This window comes from Lentibacillus saliphilus, from assembly GCF_019093865.1.
GTDB classification, from domain to species: domain Bacteria; phylum Bacillota; class Bacilli; order Bacillales; family Amphibacillaceae; genus Lentibacillus_B; species Lentibacillus_B saliphilus.
The window spans coordinates 246,611-265,425 of the sequence record NZ_JABJXD010000004.1; the positions used below are offsets into that span (position 1 = coordinate 246,611).

The window sequence follows — 18,815 nt, forward strand, 5'->3', positions numbered from 1 at the left end:
TGCATAAAATAAAAACAACTAAAGTGAGGTCTTGTGCAATGTTAAAAGGGGGAAAGGTTCTTTCAATTGCGGTACTTAGCTTGCTGCTATTTTTGGCAGCTTGTGCGCAAATGGAAGAACGAGACAACTTAGAAGAGACAACAAAGACGAATTCAAGTGCATCAGAAAAACAGACTGCACTGATTGGTACAAAGAAAGAGATGATTCAACCAAAGAAGATTGAACAAGAGATTACGTTATCTGCTATAGGCGATATTTTAGTCCATAGCACCGTCTATGAGGATGCGCGTACAGAGTCGGGCTTTGATTTCAAGCCAATGCTAACTCATGTGAAACCATTTTTAAATGACACAACGATTACGTTTGCCAATCAAGAAACGATGATCGGTGGAGAAGCGTTTGGGTTGTCAACGTATCCAAGATTTAATAGTCCTTTTGAGGTAGGGGATGCATTAAAAGACGTTGGTGTGAACGTCGTATCTATTGCAAACAACCATACGCTGGATCGGGGTGAAGAAGTCGTTCAACGTGCGATCAAGCATTGGCAGTCACTTGACATGATGTATACCGGTGCCTATCAAGATGAAGCCGATCGCGAGCGGCTACGTATTTTTGAATCGGAAGAAGGCATCTCTGTCGCCTTTCTTGCTTACACATATGGGACGAATGGTATCCCCGTGCCAGACGGCAAAAATTATTTGGTGAACTTAATTGATCAAGAAATCATTGCCGGGGAAATCGCCCGTGCTCGCAAGCAAGCTGATGCGGTCGTATTGAGCTTGCATTTCGGAAATGAATACGAACGGATGCCTAGTGAAGCTCAAAAGCAGCTTGTTCAGTTTGCTGCTGACCAAGGTGCAGATATTGTGCTCGGCCATCACCCTCACGTCTTACAACCGATGGATTGGGTAGAAGGAAAAGATGGAAAGCACACACTCGTCGTCTACTCACTTGGGAATTTCTTATCAGGACAGGACGAATTTTACCGTCGCATAGGTGGCATTGCACAAATGACCATTAAGAAAACAATTGAAGCTGATTTGGAAACTATTGAAGTTATGACACCAAAATTCATCCCAACCTTTGTGAAATACGATGATCGTAGTCATTTCGAAGTGATACCGATGTATCAATTAACAGAAGAAGATCTTACAGATGCAGCTGCTCATTACGAAGCGATCAAGGCACATATGTCTCAATGGATGCCAGAGCTGGAATTTATCGAGGATTAACGGGTGCGTGCCCTTTAGAGTATGCTTGTTTTTTATCCTGTTGAGCCAGGTGTGCACCATAACGCATATCTTCACCTATAGCCGCATATCCAGTAAAGCGGACGCATATAATGCCAAACGCACGTAAATCATCAAAAACAGCCGCATATATCAAAAAAGTGCCGCATAAACGCTCATACAGCCGCATAAACCAATTATGAGCCGCATATCAATTCAATTCAGCTATAGCGGAATTGTCGAAAAAAAGGGCGTGATCAATTTTTCACGTCCTTATCTGTTTTTTACATTAATCATACAGTGTTTCGTATCAGAACTATATAATTCATCATGTGTTTTATGGTATGATTGCGTTATGTTTTTTGGATTGATCATATAATGATGTAAAAGCTTGGACGTGAAGGAGTTTATCGGTATGGAATGGAAAAATATTTACCGTGGTTTATTAATGGGAGCAAGTGACGTCATCCCTGGTGTTAGTGGCGGTACAATTGCACTGTTGCTCGGTATATATGACAGGTTAATTGCTGCGATTAATGGCTTTTTAAGTAAAGATTGGAAGAAGCATCTTGGGTTTTTAATTCCTTTGGGACTCGGGGTTGGCATCGCTGTAGTGTCATTAAGTCAAGTGATTAAATGGCTACTTGATCATTATCCAGTGCCACTACATTTCTTTTTCTTGGGCTTGATCTTAGGCGTACTGCCTTATTTATTTAAACAGGCAGATGCTAGACATACATTTAAACGTCAGCATATCATTCTGCTCGTTATGGGAGCAGCTTTAATTGGCTCAATCGCGTTTTTTAATACGTCTGAAGGACCAGTCATTGAAACAATGACACTAAGGACATACGGATTTTTATTTTTATCTGGCTTTATTGGAAGTGTTGCGATGATATTGCCTGGGATTAGCGGCTCTTTGATTTTACTCGTCATTGGCTCTTATTCAACGATTATGGCAGCACTGAGTCATTTCCATTTCGATGTGTTATTCGTATTCGGGATTGGAGTCGTTGCTGGTATCGTCATTATGAGTCGGATCATTCGTTATTTTCTTGAGCACTATCGAACAGCGACATTTGCATCTGTCATTGGCTTTGTTATTGGCTCACTTGCGGTCGTGTTCCCTGGCTGGGCGACAAGTCTTCCGCTGATGATCATTAGTATCTTAGCATTTGCAGTTGGCCTTTTAGCAGCAGTCACGCTTGGGCGTATTGAGTACAACCAGTAAAACCTTTTATGTTGATGTTTCGCGACTTCTTGATATTCTATTGTATAATCGTCTTTGAATTAAACATTCAAGTTATGGACATATGATGCAGGATATTCGTTTGTGCAATAGACGCACATACTGAGTTACCTGAAACGGAAGGCGTCCGCCTGCTGTGAAAGGTAACGGCGTTTTAACTTGTTATATACTTATGTAGGTTTTAGAATAGATCGTGTAAAATCAATGCGTAAATATATATTAAAGGGGTGTCTTAATTGAAACATATTCAAACAAGAGATGAATTTAACACGATTATCCAATCGGACAAGCCGGTCATTATAAAGTTCTATGCGAATTGGTGCCCTGATTGTAAACGAATGGATATGTTTATTGATGGCGTGATGAATGAGTTCAGTCAGTATGAATGGTACGAAGTGAATACGGATGACGTAGAAGGCTTGGCCAACGACTATGAAGTCATGGGGATTCCGAGCATTTTAATTTTCCAAGATGGCGAAAAGAAAGCTCATCAGCATAGTGCCTATACAAAAACACCGGAATCGGTCAGTGAATTTTTGCAGCAGCAGCTCGGTTAAATATTATTTGTTTTTCACATATGAGCATTAAACTGTAAGTACATGAAGTTATTATAGAAAAGCGGCATGAGAGCGCCATCCCAATCCAGGGCGTCTCATGCTGCTTTTATTTTATCTGTGCTAGTATGCGTAGTTACGATGGGATCCAACACATCACACAAGATCAAATGTTAACTGTTCGTCTTGTGTGAAGTATAATTTCGTATTTGATAAAGGTAGATGGTTAAACAATTTTCTCGGCTTAAGCTGATAGATATGTGCAAAGCTATCCTTGTCATACCAGCCGAAATTCACTTTTGTAATCGCCTGCGGATTGAGTAGACTTGTAGCTGTTTGGTAGTCTCGTGGTGAGCCCCATTCAATTAAAAATGGGAGCACTTCTTTCGTGTGATCGTATTCCGGAAAGAGCATCCGCCATGAGAGCAAACTGCCATCTGGTCTTTTCCGCTGTCCGGAATACGGCCCCTTGTATGGAATGCTGTGAGCATTAAAGTGGCTGACCATCTTATCCATCTGTTTTGTTCGAAGCGCGACTTGAAACGGCCCCGTCTGACCATTTTCTAAGACATGGACGAGATGGCGGATTAACGGATTGTCTGTTTGCTTCGCTGTTGCCTCGTCATGTATCCCAAGCCACTCTAAATAACTCGTATTTGCAAAGAATGATAAATAATTATAGGTGCCCCAATTGGTATGGTTGCCACCTTTTATAGCCTTAATTGAAAATTGATTCCCATATTTCAAGCTTGCGTCTTCAGCATTTTTTCCAGCGATAACAATATGATCAAGTGCCAACATAGCTCTCACTCCCTAGTTTTCAAAAATAAAACACTCATATTGCGTGATAAGTATTCATTATGAACAAAAACAGCTTGCATTTGCAACTGCTTTGATTTGGAACTTTAAGAATCGCTAAGAAGTTTACGTTCAAGCATCACTTTTGCCCACTAGTTTGGTATAGTACAATTAAAAGACAAAACTTATGTGAGCAGGTGGATGAATGGCACAGCCAGCTATTTTAATTGTAGAAGATGAACAAAAGCTTAGCCGGTTGCTTGAACTGGAATTAGAATATGAAAATTATCGTACCGTTATTGCAGATAACGGTCAGGATGCGCTTGATTTAATGCTATCCAAAACATGGGACTTAGTGTTGTTAGATATTATGTTACCAGAATTAAGTGGACTTGAAGTGCTTCGCCGTGTCCGTCGTAAAGATGAGACGACACCTATTATTTTATTAACGGCTCGTGATCAAGTGCATGACAAGGTGAGTGGTCTCGATCTCGGTGCGAATGATTATATTACGAAACCGTTCCAAATTGAAGAGCTTTTAGCGCGTATTCGCGTACATTTACGTCAGCCGGTCAAGCAGGCTGCAACGCAATCTGACGTTCTTGAAGTATGTGATCTGCAGGTTAATCTCGATGCACATGAAGTGAAACGTGCAAATCAGCTTATTGATTTAACCCCGCGTGAATTTGATTTGCTCGTATGTCTTATGAAACATAAAAATATAGTCATGACCCGTGAACAGCTGATTGAACACGTGTGGGGTTTTGATTACTACGGTGATACGAATGTTGTGGATGTGTATATTCGCTATTTAAGACAAAAGGTCGATAAAGGTTTTGAGATGCCACATATTCAAACGGTTCGCGGTGTCGGCTACACGATAAGGGACAATGGGCAATGAAGCTACGGACAAAGATTCAGTTGTTTACGAGTCTGTTTATGCTGATCTTAATTCTGTTGATTAACACATCGATCTATTACTTATTTTATAACATTACTGTCGACAGTGAGCTTGATGAACTTGTTGACCAAACGAACATGATCGTCAAGCGCTTGAATGAGAATCCTAACATACAAAAAAAGGAATTACTACGTGCATATTTGCCTCAAGACGGAATGATTCGGGTCATTCAGGCGGATGATACACTTCTGCTACCAGTGTTAGCAAGAGAGGAAAAGTATGCAAACATACCGCCCCGGTTTTCAGACATAGAGCAGCATGAGGTTCGATCCGAAAATCAACACCATGTGGCAACGGTCGCTAAACCGGTCATTTGGGAAAATGGGACCGTCGTTACACTTGAAGTGTCCCGACATTTGACGACATTAAAGCATACGATGACAACACTTTTGTATGTACTTGTCGCTGCATCTCTTTTTATGTTAATCCCGACTTATATCGCGGGTCATATGCTCGGTCGCTTTTTACTCAAGCCGATCAAAGTCTTAACAAAAACGATGCAGACGAACAGTCAACATGCCCAATGGGAAAAAATCGAGCTGAACAACCGCTCGCGAGATGAGCTCGCCCAAATGGAAGCGACCTTTAATCAGATGATTGAGCATATAAAAGACAACTTTGATAAACAGGAAATGTTCGTCTCAAATGCGTCACATGAATTAAAAACGCCCATTTCCATTATTAAAAGCTATGCACATATGGTGAAGCGCAGAGGGTATGACGACCATGATTTAATCGTTGAGTCGATTGAAGCGATTGATTCGGAAGCAGAACGTATGCAGAAGCTTGTGGAACAAATGCTCGAGCTTGCTAAAAACAAAGGTTCAACCAAGATGGATGATATGGATCTTGCTAACCTTGCAGCCAAAACGGTTGCGACGTTTAGGAAGGCTTACGAACGACAAATAACGTATCATCAACCAGACACTCCTGTATATATAAGAGGAAACTCTGATCAATTACAGCAAGTGCTTTATATTTTAATCGATAATGCCCTGAAATACAGTTCGGAAGATGTCATTATTCAGTTAGGTGAAAATGCTGATTGTGCATGGATTGATATTACGGATCACGGCCAAGGTATTCCAGCTGCTGCTCAGCCGCACATTTTTAATCGCTTCTATCGGGTTGATAAAGCGCGTAGTAGAGAGACGGGTGGAACAGGACTTGGCCTAGCGATCGCAAAAACGATTGCACAGACACACCACGGAGACTTAAGTTTAAATAGCGAAGAAGGCGTTGGAACTACATTTAGATTAAAACTTCCTAAACTTAAGGAAAGTTAATACGTTTCTCAGCAAATTCTAATGTTGTACTCAGTGTCTTATCATGATCCTTGGTTATGATGTAATTAGAAATCAAACAAGGAGGGTTTTAGAATGAAGAAAAAATTGCTTATGACTGGAAGTGCGGTTGTTGCAGCAGCGGTGCTTGGCCTTGGAATTTATCATTCAGATGCATCTCAGACAAACCCGGCGTTATCCACCTCAGATATTAAACAACTTGTAAAGGATCAGTATCCAGGGACAATTACAGAAATTGAACTGGAGAAGTCAAATAACAAAGCGGTATACGAAGTTGAAATTGTAGGTGATGGCAAAGAGTATGAACTCACACTCAACGCTGAAACAGGTGAAGTGCTCAAGCTGAAAGAAAAAACGTACTTTGCAAAGAAAACAGATAAAGACGATGACAATCAGCTTGTCGTAAACGAAAAAGATGATGACGATGCGAAGGACGATGATCGCGACGCATCTCAGCAAGAACAAACCAACAATGCATCAAAAGGTAATCAGACGAACAGCAACCAACAGAAAGACAATCAATCGTCACAAGCTCATGACAAAACGAATACTGAGCAAAAGCAGGTTGTCATTAACACGGACGAAGCGTCAAGAATTGCTCTAAAAGAATTTGCTGGGGCGATTACGTCTATTGAATTAGATGAAGATGATGACAGATTAATTTATGAGATCGATATTGAGTCCCAAAACGGAGAAGCTGAAGTTGAAATTGACGCTTACACAGGCGAGGTTATCATGCTTGAAATTGATATAGATTACGATGACAATGGAAATGCTTCCAACAATGACGACAATGATGATGACGACAACGACGACGATGATAACAACAATGATAATGACGACAACGATAACAATAATGATTAATATATAAAATAAGATAAACGTGCCACGAGAGAATGGATCCTCTTAGGCACGTTTTCTTATTTATATCTAAAAAGGTGTGACAACGCACATCTCAGTCAATCAAGTGACCACTTTAAAGTTATCTGTGCATTGAGCTTGTATGGTTTTATGTGTTTCGAAATAACGTTGAATGAGCTCAACGGCATCGCGTTGAATGTCCTTAACAATTGGTTTGTCTTTAAACATGTCGTAATTTCCGCCTCCACCAGCTCGATAATTGTTCAAAACAACATGATAGTGTTGATCACGCTCTAGTGGGTGTCCATGGTAAGTGATTGACTCTATACGTGAACCAACTGGCTTGGATACGTTAATGACATAGTCAATCCCTTCCCACATATCATAATTGTAATGCTGTGGCTTCGGTTCCATAAATTCAGGATTGACACATAACGTGCCATTTTCATCTCGCGTAAAATACGTTGCACTTTTTTCTAATGCTGCTTTAATGTCCGTGCCTGTTAACGATAAGACAACAAACGTATTAGGGTAAATATAGTTTGATACAATATCACGCATCGTTACGTTGTTAGAAAAACCGCGTGACTCATTGCTTAACAGAGCGGTCACTGAGATGTCAACATTAGCTGCATCCATTTGGATCTTTTGGATCAATTCAATAAAAGGATGTTTAGAAATTCGTGCTTGGAACGGATCTGAAATCGTCATATCGCCTTCCACGTAACCGACCGGTTCATCTAGCCATGTTTGTGTCGCTGCTTCAGAAGGCTGTATACGTTTAATGATATGTTGATCGGCAGGTACACCATCGAGTGAATGAATGTTGGCGTGTTTTTCATGAATTGCCCAACCATTAGCGTCTTTTTCTAAGTGAATGGTAACTTCTCCATAATACACCCCATTGCTGCCAGGCTGAATCACCGTTACACCGTTTACAACCCCAGTCAATGTCCGATGTTGATGTCCTGTTAATAAAACATCGATGCCATCAATATCCTGACACATACGATACGCTTGATTTTCCCCTGTTTGTCTTTCTGTTTCATTTCCAGTCTCTATATCTCGCTCAAACCCCCCGTGGTAAGCGGCAATGACGATGTCAGGTGCTTCATTTTGGTGAATATGGGTTACCCATGTTTGTAACGTCTCATACGCATCTGTAAAGTGTATCCCTTCTAGATGCTCTGGCGATTCCCAGTTTGGAATAAAGTGGGTGGTTACCCCGACGATCGCAGCCTTAACCCCATTTTCGAACTGCTTAATGATGTACGGCTTTCCGAACAAAGGGGCATTCGTATGCGTGTCAATTGTGTTTGCTGATAAAAATGGGAATTGGGCTGTTCTGACAGCATCAGTAAGAATGGCCTGGCCAAAGTTAAACTCATGGTTGCCGAGCACAGCTGCATCAAGCTCCAACGTGTTCATAATGTCGATCATTGGATTGATTTGATCCTTACGATGTTTAACGTAATGAGTCATAAAAGGTGTGCCTTGAATCAAATCGCCATTGTCAATGATGACGAGATTTTTCTCGTGCATTTTGGCGTTTTTCACGACAGTTGCATATTTAGCGAGGCCCAGGTCGGCTTTTTCATTAGTCCCGTAGACGATCGGCATTGCATTGCCATGCACATCGCTCGTATATAAAATCGTGACGGTCGACTTAGTTTCCATTGTTGACATCCTTTCTACTTGAATGACGCTCTTAATTACGACGACATATGTATTTTATTAAATACCATTTAAATCAAAAATACTAGAGACAGTCTTGAATTATATGCGATTTTAATCAAATCTTTACATTGTGGTTCAATAAGATGGCAACGCGCGCAATATAAGAATAAGTACGTTATAATGTCGATGAGGTGAGCTTATGAAGATTTTGGAAGTTATTAATGTTAATAAATATATTAAAGACGCAAGGCTCATTCATAATGTGTCCTTCTCCTTGGAGGCTGGCAAGGTGCTCGGTCTCGTCGGTCATAATGGTGCTGGTAAATCAACATTAATCAAAACAATTATGGGTGTTTTTGAAAAAACAGCTGGAGAGATCAGGATTAGTGGGTATGATCAGGATGACAATCTATTGTCGTATAAACAATGTCTCTCTTATATCCCAGAGGAGCCCTTGCTTGTGACTGAGCTGACCGTCATGCAGCATTTCCAGTTGTACGGTATGAGCTATGGTTTATCAAAACAAGAATTGGACGAGCGTGTGGAACGCTATGTCGCTGGCTTTGAGCTTGGAGACAAGCTCAATGATTATCCGGATGCATTGTCAAAGGGGATGCGGCAGAAGGTACAGACCATCTGCGCCCTGCTGCCTAATACACCCTTGTTAATTATAGATGAACCATTTATGGGTTTAGATATTTATGCGATGGATTATCTCGTTACATTAATAAAGGAAAAGGTAGCGGGAGGAACAGCTGTTATCTTATCGACCCATCAACTTGAGCGTGTTAAAGACATTGCCGATTATTATTTAATGCTTCAAGAAGGAGAAGTACAAGAAGAAGGATCAATAGCCGATTTTGAGGTCATTCAAAGGAGAACAAACGTATGAACCAGCCTGCCTCATTACATAAAGCTTATACGTTTATTCGGAGACAGCGCATGCGCAAAAAAATAAAGCTCTATAAAATGGCTTTAGGCGTTTTTATTGATAAGACGATTGCTACGTATTTATTGCTCATAGGTGGCTATACATTTGTTAGTGTATTTATCTTAGGAGATTTTCAGGAAACGTTTCACGATACGTTTGTTTTTGTAGAACAATTTGGCCAGGAACGCTTTTGGCTTATTTTAACGATTTTACCAATTAGGTATGTGAATCAAGCATTTACGAAACCAGGCGTTATCTTTTCAAGCTCAGAATTTCAGCTGGCGATGCTGCCTTATAAGCGGCTAAAAATATGGCTGTATAGTGCGGTCGTAAAGTGGTTGAGTCAATTGGTCATATTGAGTGTGGTTGGTGCTTTCATTATATGGCTCACCACGCTACCGGCGATGCTCGTGCTGGCATATATCGGATTAATCATGTTGTACAATATCATCATGACCATTCCACAATGGAAGCTTTATCAAAAGCATCTCATCATTAAAATAGGAGCGGTTATCCTCGTTGGTATTGTGAACATGATCGGCGTATTGACGCAGCCTGTTCTTGTTGGTGTTTTACTTTTGAGTGTAATTCTCGTTCTTAACATCATTTGGGGGCGAAAACTACTTGCCGATGTAGACTGGAAGAAGGTAACAGAGGCCGGAGACTTTGCAATATGGAGCATGCTACTCGTTAACCGAGCGAGTGGTATAACGATGAAGCAGGATCGACTTTATAGCATTTTTGAGAAGATCAAGCTATTTAAAGAACCGTTTCTGTATGGAGGCCGGGCAATTTACCGACGACTTTGGATTCTTTATCTCGGGAAAAACTATCAATTATTGCTACAACTTCTTGGCGCAGTGATTGCACTCATGTTTGTAGCATTGTATTTAGGGGACGTTTATTTTCATATCGGCGTAGCGATTTCAATTTATGTTTATACCCAATCAGCGGTCGCCTTTTTTACGAGACGCTTTCATGTTGATATTGTGCAAATCCTACCTTGGGCGCTCAATGATTATAAGGATGCGTTTAAAGAATGGATGCTGTACATTAGCATACCGCTGTTTATCCCAATTAGTGCTTATGCTGTTTCTAATTGGTCATTTTGGATTCCGTTAATATTTTTACTTTATGGATCGGTTTTCCTATTATCTCTTGAAATTGTGCTCGCTAAAACGGTATCACTCGTCGCCAAGGAGCGCGTCAATCATTTTGGTAATGAAATGCTTTTGTTGGTTGCGCTTATTTGTTTAGCTGTCATCGGCTACGTACCTGTAGTGACATTTAGTTTTGTCGTATTTCTTTGGGTGTACTTTAAAAAGCGTAAACAACCGAAATTCGCATAATATGAGAGCCCTCCCTACTGTTGTTTATAGGGAGGTTTTTTTTATGCTTGGAATAGGCTGTAATTGATAAAGTTAATGTAAAATATGTGTTTAATCGTTGAGCATCGGGGTATTAAGAAGGTGACAACTGTTTTTCCGCAATGCGAGGGTGAAATTGCGCAATGCGGTGGTGAAATTCCGCAATACGATGCTCGAATTCCGCAATGCGGTGGTGAAATTGCGCAATGCGGTGGTCGAATTCCGCAATGCGTTGGTGGAATTCCGCAATGCGTTGGTGAAATTACGCAATGTGGTGCTGGAATTCCGCAATGTGAGGGTAAAATTCCGCAATACGATGCTCGAATTCCGCAATGCGGTGGTGAAAATGCGCAATGCGGAGCTAAAATTGCGCAATGCGATGCTCGAATTCCGCAATGCGGTGGTGAAAATGCGCAATGCGGAGCTAAAATTGCGCAATGCGGTGCTAAAATTCCGCAATACGATGCTCGAATTCCGCAATGCGTTGGTGAAATTGCGCAATGCGGAGCTAAAATTGCGCAATACGATGCTCGAATTCCGCAATGCGTTGGTGAAATTGCGCAATGCGGAGCTAAAATTGCGCAATACGATGCTCGAATTCCGCAATGCGTTGGTGAAAATGCGCAATGCGGAGCTAAAATTGCGCAATGCGGTGCTCAAATTCCGCAATGTGGTGCTGGAATTGCGCAATGCGTTGGTGAAAATGCGCAATGCGTTGCTGAAATTCCGCAATACGATGCTGGAATTGCGCAATGCGGAGCTAAAATTCCGCAATACGGTGGTGAAAATGCGCAATGCGATGCTCGAATCCCGCAATACGGTGCTTAAATTCCGCAATAAGAGGTCAACTGTTAAAACAGATTCAGATTTCAAGGAGGGTCATCTTGATGGACAAGGACGTCGTTGTATATGTTAGTAGTGATTGTACGGCTAGTTCGACTGTGTTACGTCAGCTTGATGAATGGAATGTACCGTATCAAAAAAAGAACGTCTCGGAAAATCAGGATACGATGAAAGAACTGCAATCAATGGGTATTTTTGGTACGCCGGCAACCTTCGTCGGTAATGTTACGATCCTTGGCCTCCAATTAAACAAATTAAAACGTACGCTTGGCGTTTAACGATCGCATTACCAATACTTAATCCCCCTAAACTTGTTCTTTTTCCTATTATGCACACATAAATGACCGCATGCATAAACTAACTTGAGCAGCAGCATGTGCTTAACGCTGCTTAACGATTCCACAATCTAACACCATTAATATGTGATCATCAAGACATAATAAACGAGAGTCCGATGTAAGAGTAGCGGCCCTTCAGCCATTTTCCCAATACACCGGTGCTTACTAAAATGAAGATGTGAAGGAGCGAATTAGGATGGCAGGGTGCTTAATCATTCATGGATACACGGGAGGACCACATGAGCTTGAGCCGTTGGTGGCATACTTAAGAGAGCATATGAGCTGGGACATCGAAACGCCAACGCTCCCAGGGCACGGCGAGACACTGACAATAGAAGATATGTCACATGAAAAGTGGCTCACTGCAGCAGAGCATACGTTGAAGGAATTGCAAAAAAGGCATGAGCACGTATATGTGATTGGATTTTCTATGGGCGGTATGATTGCGTCATATTTGGCAGCGAAGTACAATGTGTCCAAACTCGTCTTACTGGCGCCTTCAAGAAAGTTTTTATCTTTTAAACAGATTATGCGCGATATTGGTGGCATTATATTTGATGGTGTAAGGGGAAAGGCGCAGGAAAATAAAATTTATATGCATTATCGCAGAAAGCTAACGACAGTACCTATTAAAGCGAATGTAGAATTTTTAAAGCTCGTCCGGCACACCCGTGCTTATATGAGTCAAATTCAAGCACCGGTATTAATTGCGCAGGGACAGCAGGATCATATGGTTCCGTATCGTACAGCATTTTTTTTGGATAAAGAAATTACGTCAAAGCAAAAGGAAATTGTTTTATTTGAGAAATCACGTCATCTCATTTGCTTAGGGGAGGACCGTGACACATTAAATAAAATTGTTCATGACTTTTTGGCAGATGGAACACAAAAAGATATGCAGTAAATTGCATATCTTTTTGTGTTTTAACATTTATTTTTTGTCGCCAAAGAACGAAATAACAAGTCCACCTTCACCAGCATATGTAGAAATTAACGGACCTGTTTCTGTTATCAGCGAGTCCTTAAAAGGATATTTGTCCATGATTTCAGCCAGCACTTTTTTACCTCTTGCTTCATCATTGACATGGGTCATTGCAATAATTTTATTTTCAAATTGCTTCGTATGATCTTCAATTTGATCGATGAATCTGCGAATAGACTTTTTGTCACCGCGCACTTTTTCAATGACTTCGATTGTACCGTCTTCATCTGTTGCTTTCATTAACAGCTTAATATTCAACGTTCTTGCGATTGTTCCTTTGACTTTCTCAAGACGTCCGCCTCGAACGAGATTCTCCAACGTTTTTAAGACGAATAACGTACGTGTTTGTTCGACCCGCTCATATAAATGATCAACGAGCTGCTCAAACGAATAGCCTTCATCAATTTTTTGACCGGCCTCATGTAATAAAAGTGTCACGCCACAAGAAGCCGTCTTCGTGTTGATGACTTCAATTTTTCTCTCTGGTTCTTCTTCAAGAAGCATCTGCTTACCAGAGACGGCGTTGTCATAAGTACTACTTAGACCTCTCGTCAAGCTTAGCATGAGAATCGGTTTTGCTGGATCAATTTTTTTGTACGCTTCATAAAAATCATTCGGACTCGGTGCGGAAGACCGTGGCAGTTCATCAGCCGCTTTCATTTTTTCATGGAAGGCAGCAGTACTTAAATCAATGCCCGTCCGGTATTGCTCGTCTGAAAAATGTAGGTAGAGTGGCACAACGGCAATGTCTAAAGATTTCTCTAGTGATTTAGGAAAATCAGCTCCACCATCTGCCATAAGTTGAATGGTCATATTTTCACCCATTTCTTACGTTTGTTTTAGTATAACAGGAAATGACAAAATTTTATATTATAAAATCATAAATGTTCTTTTTTTGCCAAAGTTACTTTGCGTTTACGTGATGTCGCCAATATAAATAAGAATAGCCCAAATATAACGATTGACCCACCAAGCCATTGCGACCCTGTAATCATCTCACCTAATAAGATAAACGCTAGAAATGATGCGCCAATAGGTTCAAATACGATGGCCATAGAAATAGTTGACGTACTTAGCCACTTTAATGCCCAGTTAAACAACGTATGCCCAAAAAATGTTGGTATAATAGCTAGGGCAATGAAGATGAGCCAATGGTCAGCTGGATAGCCGACGAATGAGTGATCAAGGATAAGGTTGTACATAATTAAAGTGATTGAACTAATTCCGTAAACGACAAATGTATACGTCATAAGAGACAACCGCTTTCTTACTTGCTGCCCCATAAGGAAATATCCAGTAATTAATATGGCACCTAATAAGGCAAGCATATCACCGTACAGTGCCATACCGCTAATTTGAAAATCTCCCCATCCGATAATGACACTACCGAAAATAGCAATGAGCATGCTCAAAATTGCACCTGGGGAAAACCGTTCCTTGAAAAACAGAAACGTCCCTAAAAAAGCAAAAATCGGTTGCAGGGTAACAAGAACGACTGAACTTGCAACAGACGTATAATTCAACGACTCAAACCAAACAATAAAGTGGAAAGCGAGAAAAACGCCAGCAAGTATAGATAGTATCCAATCTTTTTTATGTATGAGTCGAAACTCATGTTTGCATTTGACCAATATATATGGGAGCATAATGATAACGGCGAACAAGAGCCGGTAATTCGCAATGATGGATGCAGGCGCAAGGTTCGCCAGTTTCACAAGAACAGCTGATGACGATACGGAAATGACACCAATGGCAATCGCAACATACGGATTAAACGGAGGAAGTCGCATGAAAATAGCCTCCTTTTTAGATTCAAATAAAAGTCATGAATGTATTCTACCATGATGCCCAAAAAAAACATATAAATTAACAAGTGGATAAACATGTCGTGATTGTGTTATTATGAAGTGACTGTTTCAGGGTATATTATTATATATATAACCAGCGACAATTTTTGAATATAAAGGAGTAGACAAGCAAGGTGACAACATTTAATGAATTAAATATATCGACCCCGATTATGCAGGCTTTAGAAAACATGGGATTTGAGGAAGCAACGCCAATCCAAGGGCAAACAATCCCACTTGCCATGCAAGGTAAAGATGTGATTGGGCAAGCTCAGACAGGGACAGGGAAAACAGCCGCATTCGGCATTCCTATTATTGAACAAATTAATCCGAAAGACCGCAGAATCCAGGCACTCGTCGTCGCACCGACACGTGAGCTTGCCATTCAAGTTGCGGAAGAATTAAACAGACTCGGAAAAGTAAAAGGCGTTCGTGCATTGCCGATTTATGGTGGATCACATATGGGCCGACAAATTCGTGCATTGAAAGATGGCTCCCATATTGTTGTGGCAACACCAGGTCGTCTTTTGGATCATATGCGCCGCAAGACAATCCGCTCAAACGACGTACGGTTTATTGTTTTGGATGAAGCAGATGAAATGCTTAACATGGGCTTTATTGATGATATTAGGGATATTTTGAAAAACATTCCTGAAGAACGTCAAACGTTACTCTTTTCAGCAACAATGCCAAAAGAGATTCGCGATATTGCGACGAACATGATGAAAAATCCAGAGGAAATCAAAATTAAATCAAAGGAAATGACCGTTGAAAATATCGATCAATATTTCGTGGAAATTCCTGAACGGTTTAAGTTTGATACATTAACAAACCATCTTGATGTGCATGATCCAGATCTTGCAATTGTGTTCAGCCGGACGAAGAAGCGTGTTGACGAAATTGCAGAAGGCCTTCAAGCAAGAGGATTTCGTGCTGAGGGAATTCATGGTGATTTAACACAAAGAAGTCGTACGAGCGTGTTAAACAAATTTAAAAATAATCGTGTAGACGTTCTCGTTGCAACAGACGTAGCTGCAAGAGGCCTTGATATTTCTGGTGTTACCCATGTATATAACTTTGATATTCCACAGGACCCAGAGAGCTATGTACACCGTATTGGACGTACAGGACGTGCCGGTCGTACAGGTGAAGCCATTTCATTTGTTACACCAAGAGAAATCGCACATTTAAGACTGATTGAAAAAGTTACAAAGAGCAAGATGAAGCGAATGACGCCTCCGACAAACCAGGAAGCAAGACGCGGTCAGCAACAAGTCACAGCTGATAAAATCTTGAGCACGATAGAGCAAGGTGAACTAGAAGGTTATCAAGAAACTGCAAACGAATTGCTCAACGATCATGACTCAATTACGATTATTGCTGCAGCTTTAAAAATGATGACGAAAGAACGCCGCGATGTGCCTGTTAAGCTGTCTTCAATTGCGCCAGTTAGCGTGAAGAAAGCACAGAGCAGCAAGCCTAACCATCGTCGTAATAACAATAAACGCTTCTATGGCAAGCGCGATAACAAGCGGAGTCATGGCGGTGGTGGTCGTAACCGTAAAGGGAACTTCCAAAAGCGCAACAACCGTGACTAGTTCATACTCATAAAAGAAATTTAAAGCTCCTCGGGCACCGGGGGGCTTTTGTTATATGATGAAATAGCTTTAGATATTTTATGTTTTTTGAATCTATATGTAGGTCTAAATCGTATTGCTATTTGAATGCATAATATGTTGAATTTTGATGATTCGGGGGGGAGACTAGATGAGGTATGCACCAAAAGAACAAATCGCAACAGATGCCATTAAAGCTTGGAAAATGACTGCGGCTTTAGTAATGTTAATTGTTTGGATTATGCTCGTTGTCGGTGGCATTTTGACGTTTGTTTTTGATTTTCCTCAATGGCCATTATGGATTGCGATTGGAATCATTGTTTTGAGCACTTATTTTGTTATATTTAAACTTCCTAATATTAGATGGCGTAGGTGGCGCTATGAAGTATTTGATCAGGAAATCTATATTCAACATGGGATATTGATTGTTACACGTACACTCATTCCGATGGTTCGTGTGCAGCATGTTGATACAAAGCAAGGTCCTATTTTAAAAAAGTACAACTTAGCAAGCATCACGATTTCAACAGCGGCTACAACACATGGAATTCCTGCCTTATATGATGAAGATGCATCTAATTTACGTGATCGTATTTCTGCATTGGCAAGGGTGGATGAAGACGATGTGTGAGCCGAAGCGTTTACACCCAGTGACCGTTATATTTAATATGATTCGGTTCGTTAAGGAAGCCGCTCTCGGTTTACTTGGTATCGGTGTTATAGCAATCAAAGATGGTGCGTTTTTTTATATTGGTATCGCTGTTGTCGTACTGATCACGATCATCATTGTGTCGAGTCTTCTTGCTTGGTATCGATTTACATACGAGGTCAGCGAAGATGAATTGCGTGTGAAATATGGTGTCTTTATACGTAAAAAGAGATATATTTCCAAGAATCGCATTCAATCTATTGATTTAACGCAAAGCGTGATTCATAGAATCTTTGGACTCGTGAGTGTTGAAATTGAGACAGCTGGAAGTGGTAGTGATAAGGAAGCATCGCTCAAAGCGGTGACATATGCTGACGGTGTGAACATACGAAATCAGTTGAAATATGGGGCAACCACTGATACAGGCGATGCAGATGCCATGAGTGAATCAGAGCCTGTCCTTACAGAAGATACGCCACACGTATTGCATGCTGAGAAGGTTACATTTCGTCAATTATTTATTGCCGGCACAACGTCCGGTAGTCTAGGTGTGCTGCTTGCTTTAGGAGGAATTGCTTTTTCTGAGCTGGAACAGTTTATCCCTGAACATGTGTATGATGAGGCATGGGGGTGGATCGTTGCTCAGAGTATCGCAATCATAGTTGCACTTGTCGGTCTCATTTTTTTCGTACTTTGGCTGCTCGGAATTGCTGGTACGATGATTAAGTATGGCAACTTTACAATCTCGAGACATGCAGACGATTTATTTATTACGAGAGGCTTACTAGAGAAAAAGCAGATTACCATACCTTTAAAACGCATTCAGGCGATTGGATTTAAGCAAAGCTTGTTGCGACAACCGTTCGGCTACGGAACCGTTTATGCAGAAATTGCTGGTGGTTCGTTAGATGATAATCGGGAATTTTCTACAATTCTCTTTCCAATTATGAAGAAGAAACATGTAAATCGCTTCTTAAAGAATGTGTTACCAGAGACTGCTGTGATGCCTGAAACATACAATTCAGTTCCAGCACGTTCGCGGAAATTTTACGTGATACGAATGATTCTGTTTCCGTTAGCATTATTTGTACCAGTGCTTATATATGCACGATCATTTTGGTGGGTGCCAGGCCTTTTACTTGTTGGTGCATGTATACTCGGGTTCAAGCGCCATCGTGATGCAGGCGTGCAACGAGAGAATAAGTGGCTTCATATTCGCACACGAGGCTTTGCGTTAAATCATGTCGTAATGCATCATAAACGCATCCAAGCGTTTGAAAAACGACAGCATCTGATCCAAAAGCATCAAGCGCTTGCTACGATGGAAGTGTCGATTGTTGGCATGGCAGCAGGTGGCAGGCATTACGCCGTCCTCGATATGGATGACTTAGAGGCTGACACATTGTCAGATTGGTTTTCGCACCGGAAAGAAGACGGTGACGCCATGCGTATTAAGGGTTCTTTTACAGATCAGTAAATGGATCATTAATATTGATTATAAGAGAAAAGGATGTGCATTGATTTAAGGTGCCCGTCCTTTTTTATTGGGATATGCAACAAAACGACGCTTATAAGAAAACACCCAGTTTTTCGTTATTGCTAACGAAGG

At 41.0% G+C, this 18,815-nt stretch carries 18 protein-coding genes; 14 read left to right on the forward strand and 4 right to left on the reverse strand.

What is annotated here, in order from left to right:
- Positions 1-38 precede the first annotated feature (38 nt).
- From HPC67_RS09395 to HPC67_RS09405, 3 genes are all read left to right on the forward strand, one after another.
- The gene (locus HPC67_RS09395; RefSeq protein ID WP_246569894.1) at positions 39-1,232 is read left to right on the forward strand and encodes a CapA family protein; all 1,194 of its coding nucleotides are present in this window, start codon (positions 39-41) and stop codon (positions 1,230-1,232) included.
- 412 nt (positions 1,233-1,644) lie between these two features.
- On the forward strand, positions 1,645-2,460 hold the full coding sequence (locus HPC67_RS09400; protein ID WP_217587352.1) for a DUF368 domain-containing protein: 816 nt from the start codon (positions 1,645-1,647) through the stop codon (positions 2,458-2,460).
- Positions 2,461-2,714: 254 nt separating this feature from the next.
- Positions 2,715-3,035: a thioredoxin family protein gene (locus tag HPC67_RS09405; RefSeq protein WP_217587353.1), complete on the forward strand. Its 321-nt coding sequence runs from the start codon at positions 2,715-2,717 to the stop codon at positions 3,033-3,035.
- A gap of 153 nt (positions 3,036-3,188) precedes the next feature.
- Here HPC67_RS09405 and HPC67_RS09410 read toward each other — a convergent pair whose 3' ends face one another.
- Positions 3,189-3,833: a VOC family protein gene (locus tag HPC67_RS09410; RefSeq protein WP_217587354.1), complete on the reverse strand. Its 645-nt coding sequence runs from the start codon at positions 3,831-3,833 to the stop codon at positions 3,189-3,191.
- A 202-nt stretch (positions 3,834-4,035) separates the two neighbouring features.
- On the opposite strand from HPC67_RS09410, the gene HPC67_RS09415 reads away from it, so the two are divergent.
- The 3 genes from HPC67_RS09415 (at position 4,036) to HPC67_RS09425 (ending at position 6,959) form a co-directional block, all read left to right on the forward strand.
- A complete protein-coding gene (locus HPC67_RS09415) occupies positions 4,036-4,731 on the forward strand; it encodes a response regulator transcription factor (protein WP_217587356.1) in 696 nt (231 codons plus the stop codon).
- Entirely contained in the window at positions 4,728-6,077 is a 1,350-nt protein-coding gene (locus HPC67_RS09420; protein WP_217587358.1) for a HAMP domain-containing histidine kinase, read from the forward strand. Before HPC67_RS09415 ends, HPC67_RS09420 begins: the two co-directional genes overlap by 4 nt.
- A 93-nt stretch (positions 6,078-6,170) precedes the next feature.
- Complete coding sequence (locus tag HPC67_RS09425; protein WP_217587359.1) at positions 6,171-6,959, forward strand: PepSY domain-containing protein; 789 nt, start codon at positions 6,171-6,173, stop codon at positions 6,957-6,959.
- A 99-nt stretch (positions 6,960-7,058) separates the two neighbouring features.
- Here the strand turns inward: HPC67_RS09425 and HPC67_RS09430 are convergent, their stop codons facing one another.
- Entirely contained in the window at positions 7,059-8,633 is a 1,575-nt protein-coding gene (locus HPC67_RS09430; protein ID WP_217587360.1) for a bifunctional metallophosphatase/5'-nucleotidase, read from the reverse strand.
- 199 nt (positions 8,634-8,832) lie between these two features.
- Between HPC67_RS09430 and HPC67_RS09435 the strand changes: the two genes are divergently transcribed.
- From HPC67_RS09435 to HPC67_RS09455, 5 genes are all read left to right on the forward strand, one after another.
- Positions 8,833-9,525, forward strand: a complete 693-nt coding sequence (locus tag HPC67_RS09435; protein WP_217587361.1) for an ABC transporter ATP-binding protein — start codon at positions 8,833-8,835, stop codon at positions 9,523-9,525.
- Complete coding sequence (locus HPC67_RS09440; protein WP_217587362.1) at positions 9,522-10,913, forward strand: hypothetical protein; 1,392 nt, start codon at positions 9,522-9,524, stop codon at positions 10,911-10,913. Before HPC67_RS09435 ends, HPC67_RS09440 begins: the two co-directional genes overlap by 4 nt.
- Before the next feature lie 154 nt (positions 10,914-11,067).
- Positions 11,068-11,847 (forward strand): hypothetical protein, encoded by a 780-nt coding sequence (locus tag HPC67_RS09445; RefSeq protein ID WP_217587363.1) that lies wholly within the window; start codon positions 11,068-11,070, stop codon positions 11,845-11,847.
- Positions 11,819-12,052 (forward strand): glutaredoxin family protein, encoded by a 234-nt coding sequence (locus tag HPC67_RS09450; RefSeq protein ID WP_217587364.1) that lies wholly within the window; start codon positions 11,819-11,821, stop codon positions 12,050-12,052. The genes HPC67_RS09445 and HPC67_RS09450 overlap by 29 nt, the downstream gene beginning before the upstream one ends.
- 256 nt (positions 12,053-12,308) lie before the next feature.
- Positions 12,309-13,016: an alpha/beta hydrolase gene (locus tag HPC67_RS09455; RefSeq protein ID WP_217587366.1), complete on the forward strand. Its 708-nt coding sequence runs from the start codon at positions 12,309-12,311 to the stop codon at positions 13,014-13,016.
- Between the two features lie 27 nt (positions 13,017-13,043).
- Here HPC67_RS09455 and HPC67_RS09460 read toward each other — a convergent pair whose 3' ends face one another.
- Together HPC67_RS09460 and HPC67_RS09465 are read right to left on the reverse strand one after the other, a co-directional pair.
- On the reverse strand, positions 13,044-13,907 hold the full coding sequence (locus HPC67_RS09460; protein ID WP_217587367.1) for a DegV family protein: 864 nt from the start codon (positions 13,905-13,907) through the stop codon (positions 13,044-13,046).
- A 65-nt stretch (positions 13,908-13,972) separates the two neighbouring features.
- Entirely contained in the window at positions 13,973-14,884 is a 912-nt protein-coding gene (locus tag HPC67_RS09465; RefSeq protein ID WP_217587368.1) for a DMT family transporter, read from the reverse strand.
- Between the two features lie 191 nt (positions 14,885-15,075).
- Here HPC67_RS09465 and cshA point away from each other — a divergent pair, with 191 nt between their 5' ends.
- The 3 genes from cshA to HPC67_RS09480 all read left to right on the forward strand — a co-directional run bounded on the left by cshA (position 15,076) and on the right by HPC67_RS09480 (position 18,683).
- The gene (gene cshA, locus HPC67_RS09470; RefSeq protein ID WP_343327826.1) at positions 15,076-16,539 is read left to right on the forward strand and encodes a degradosome RNA helicase CshA; all 1,464 of its coding nucleotides are present in this window, start codon (positions 15,076-15,078) and stop codon (positions 16,537-16,539) included.
- Positions 16,540-16,708: 169 nt separating this feature from the next.
- Positions 16,709-17,188, forward strand: coding sequence for a PH domain-containing protein (locus HPC67_RS09475; RefSeq protein WP_217587369.1), 480 nt, complete (start codon positions 16,709-16,711; stop codon positions 17,186-17,188).
- Positions 17,181-18,683, forward strand: a complete 1,503-nt coding sequence (locus HPC67_RS09480) for a PH domain-containing protein (protein ID WP_217587370.1) — start codon at positions 17,181-17,183, stop codon at positions 18,681-18,683. The genes HPC67_RS09475 and HPC67_RS09480 overlap by 8 nt, the downstream gene beginning before the upstream one ends.
- Positions 18,684-18,815: the final 132 nt, after the last annotated feature.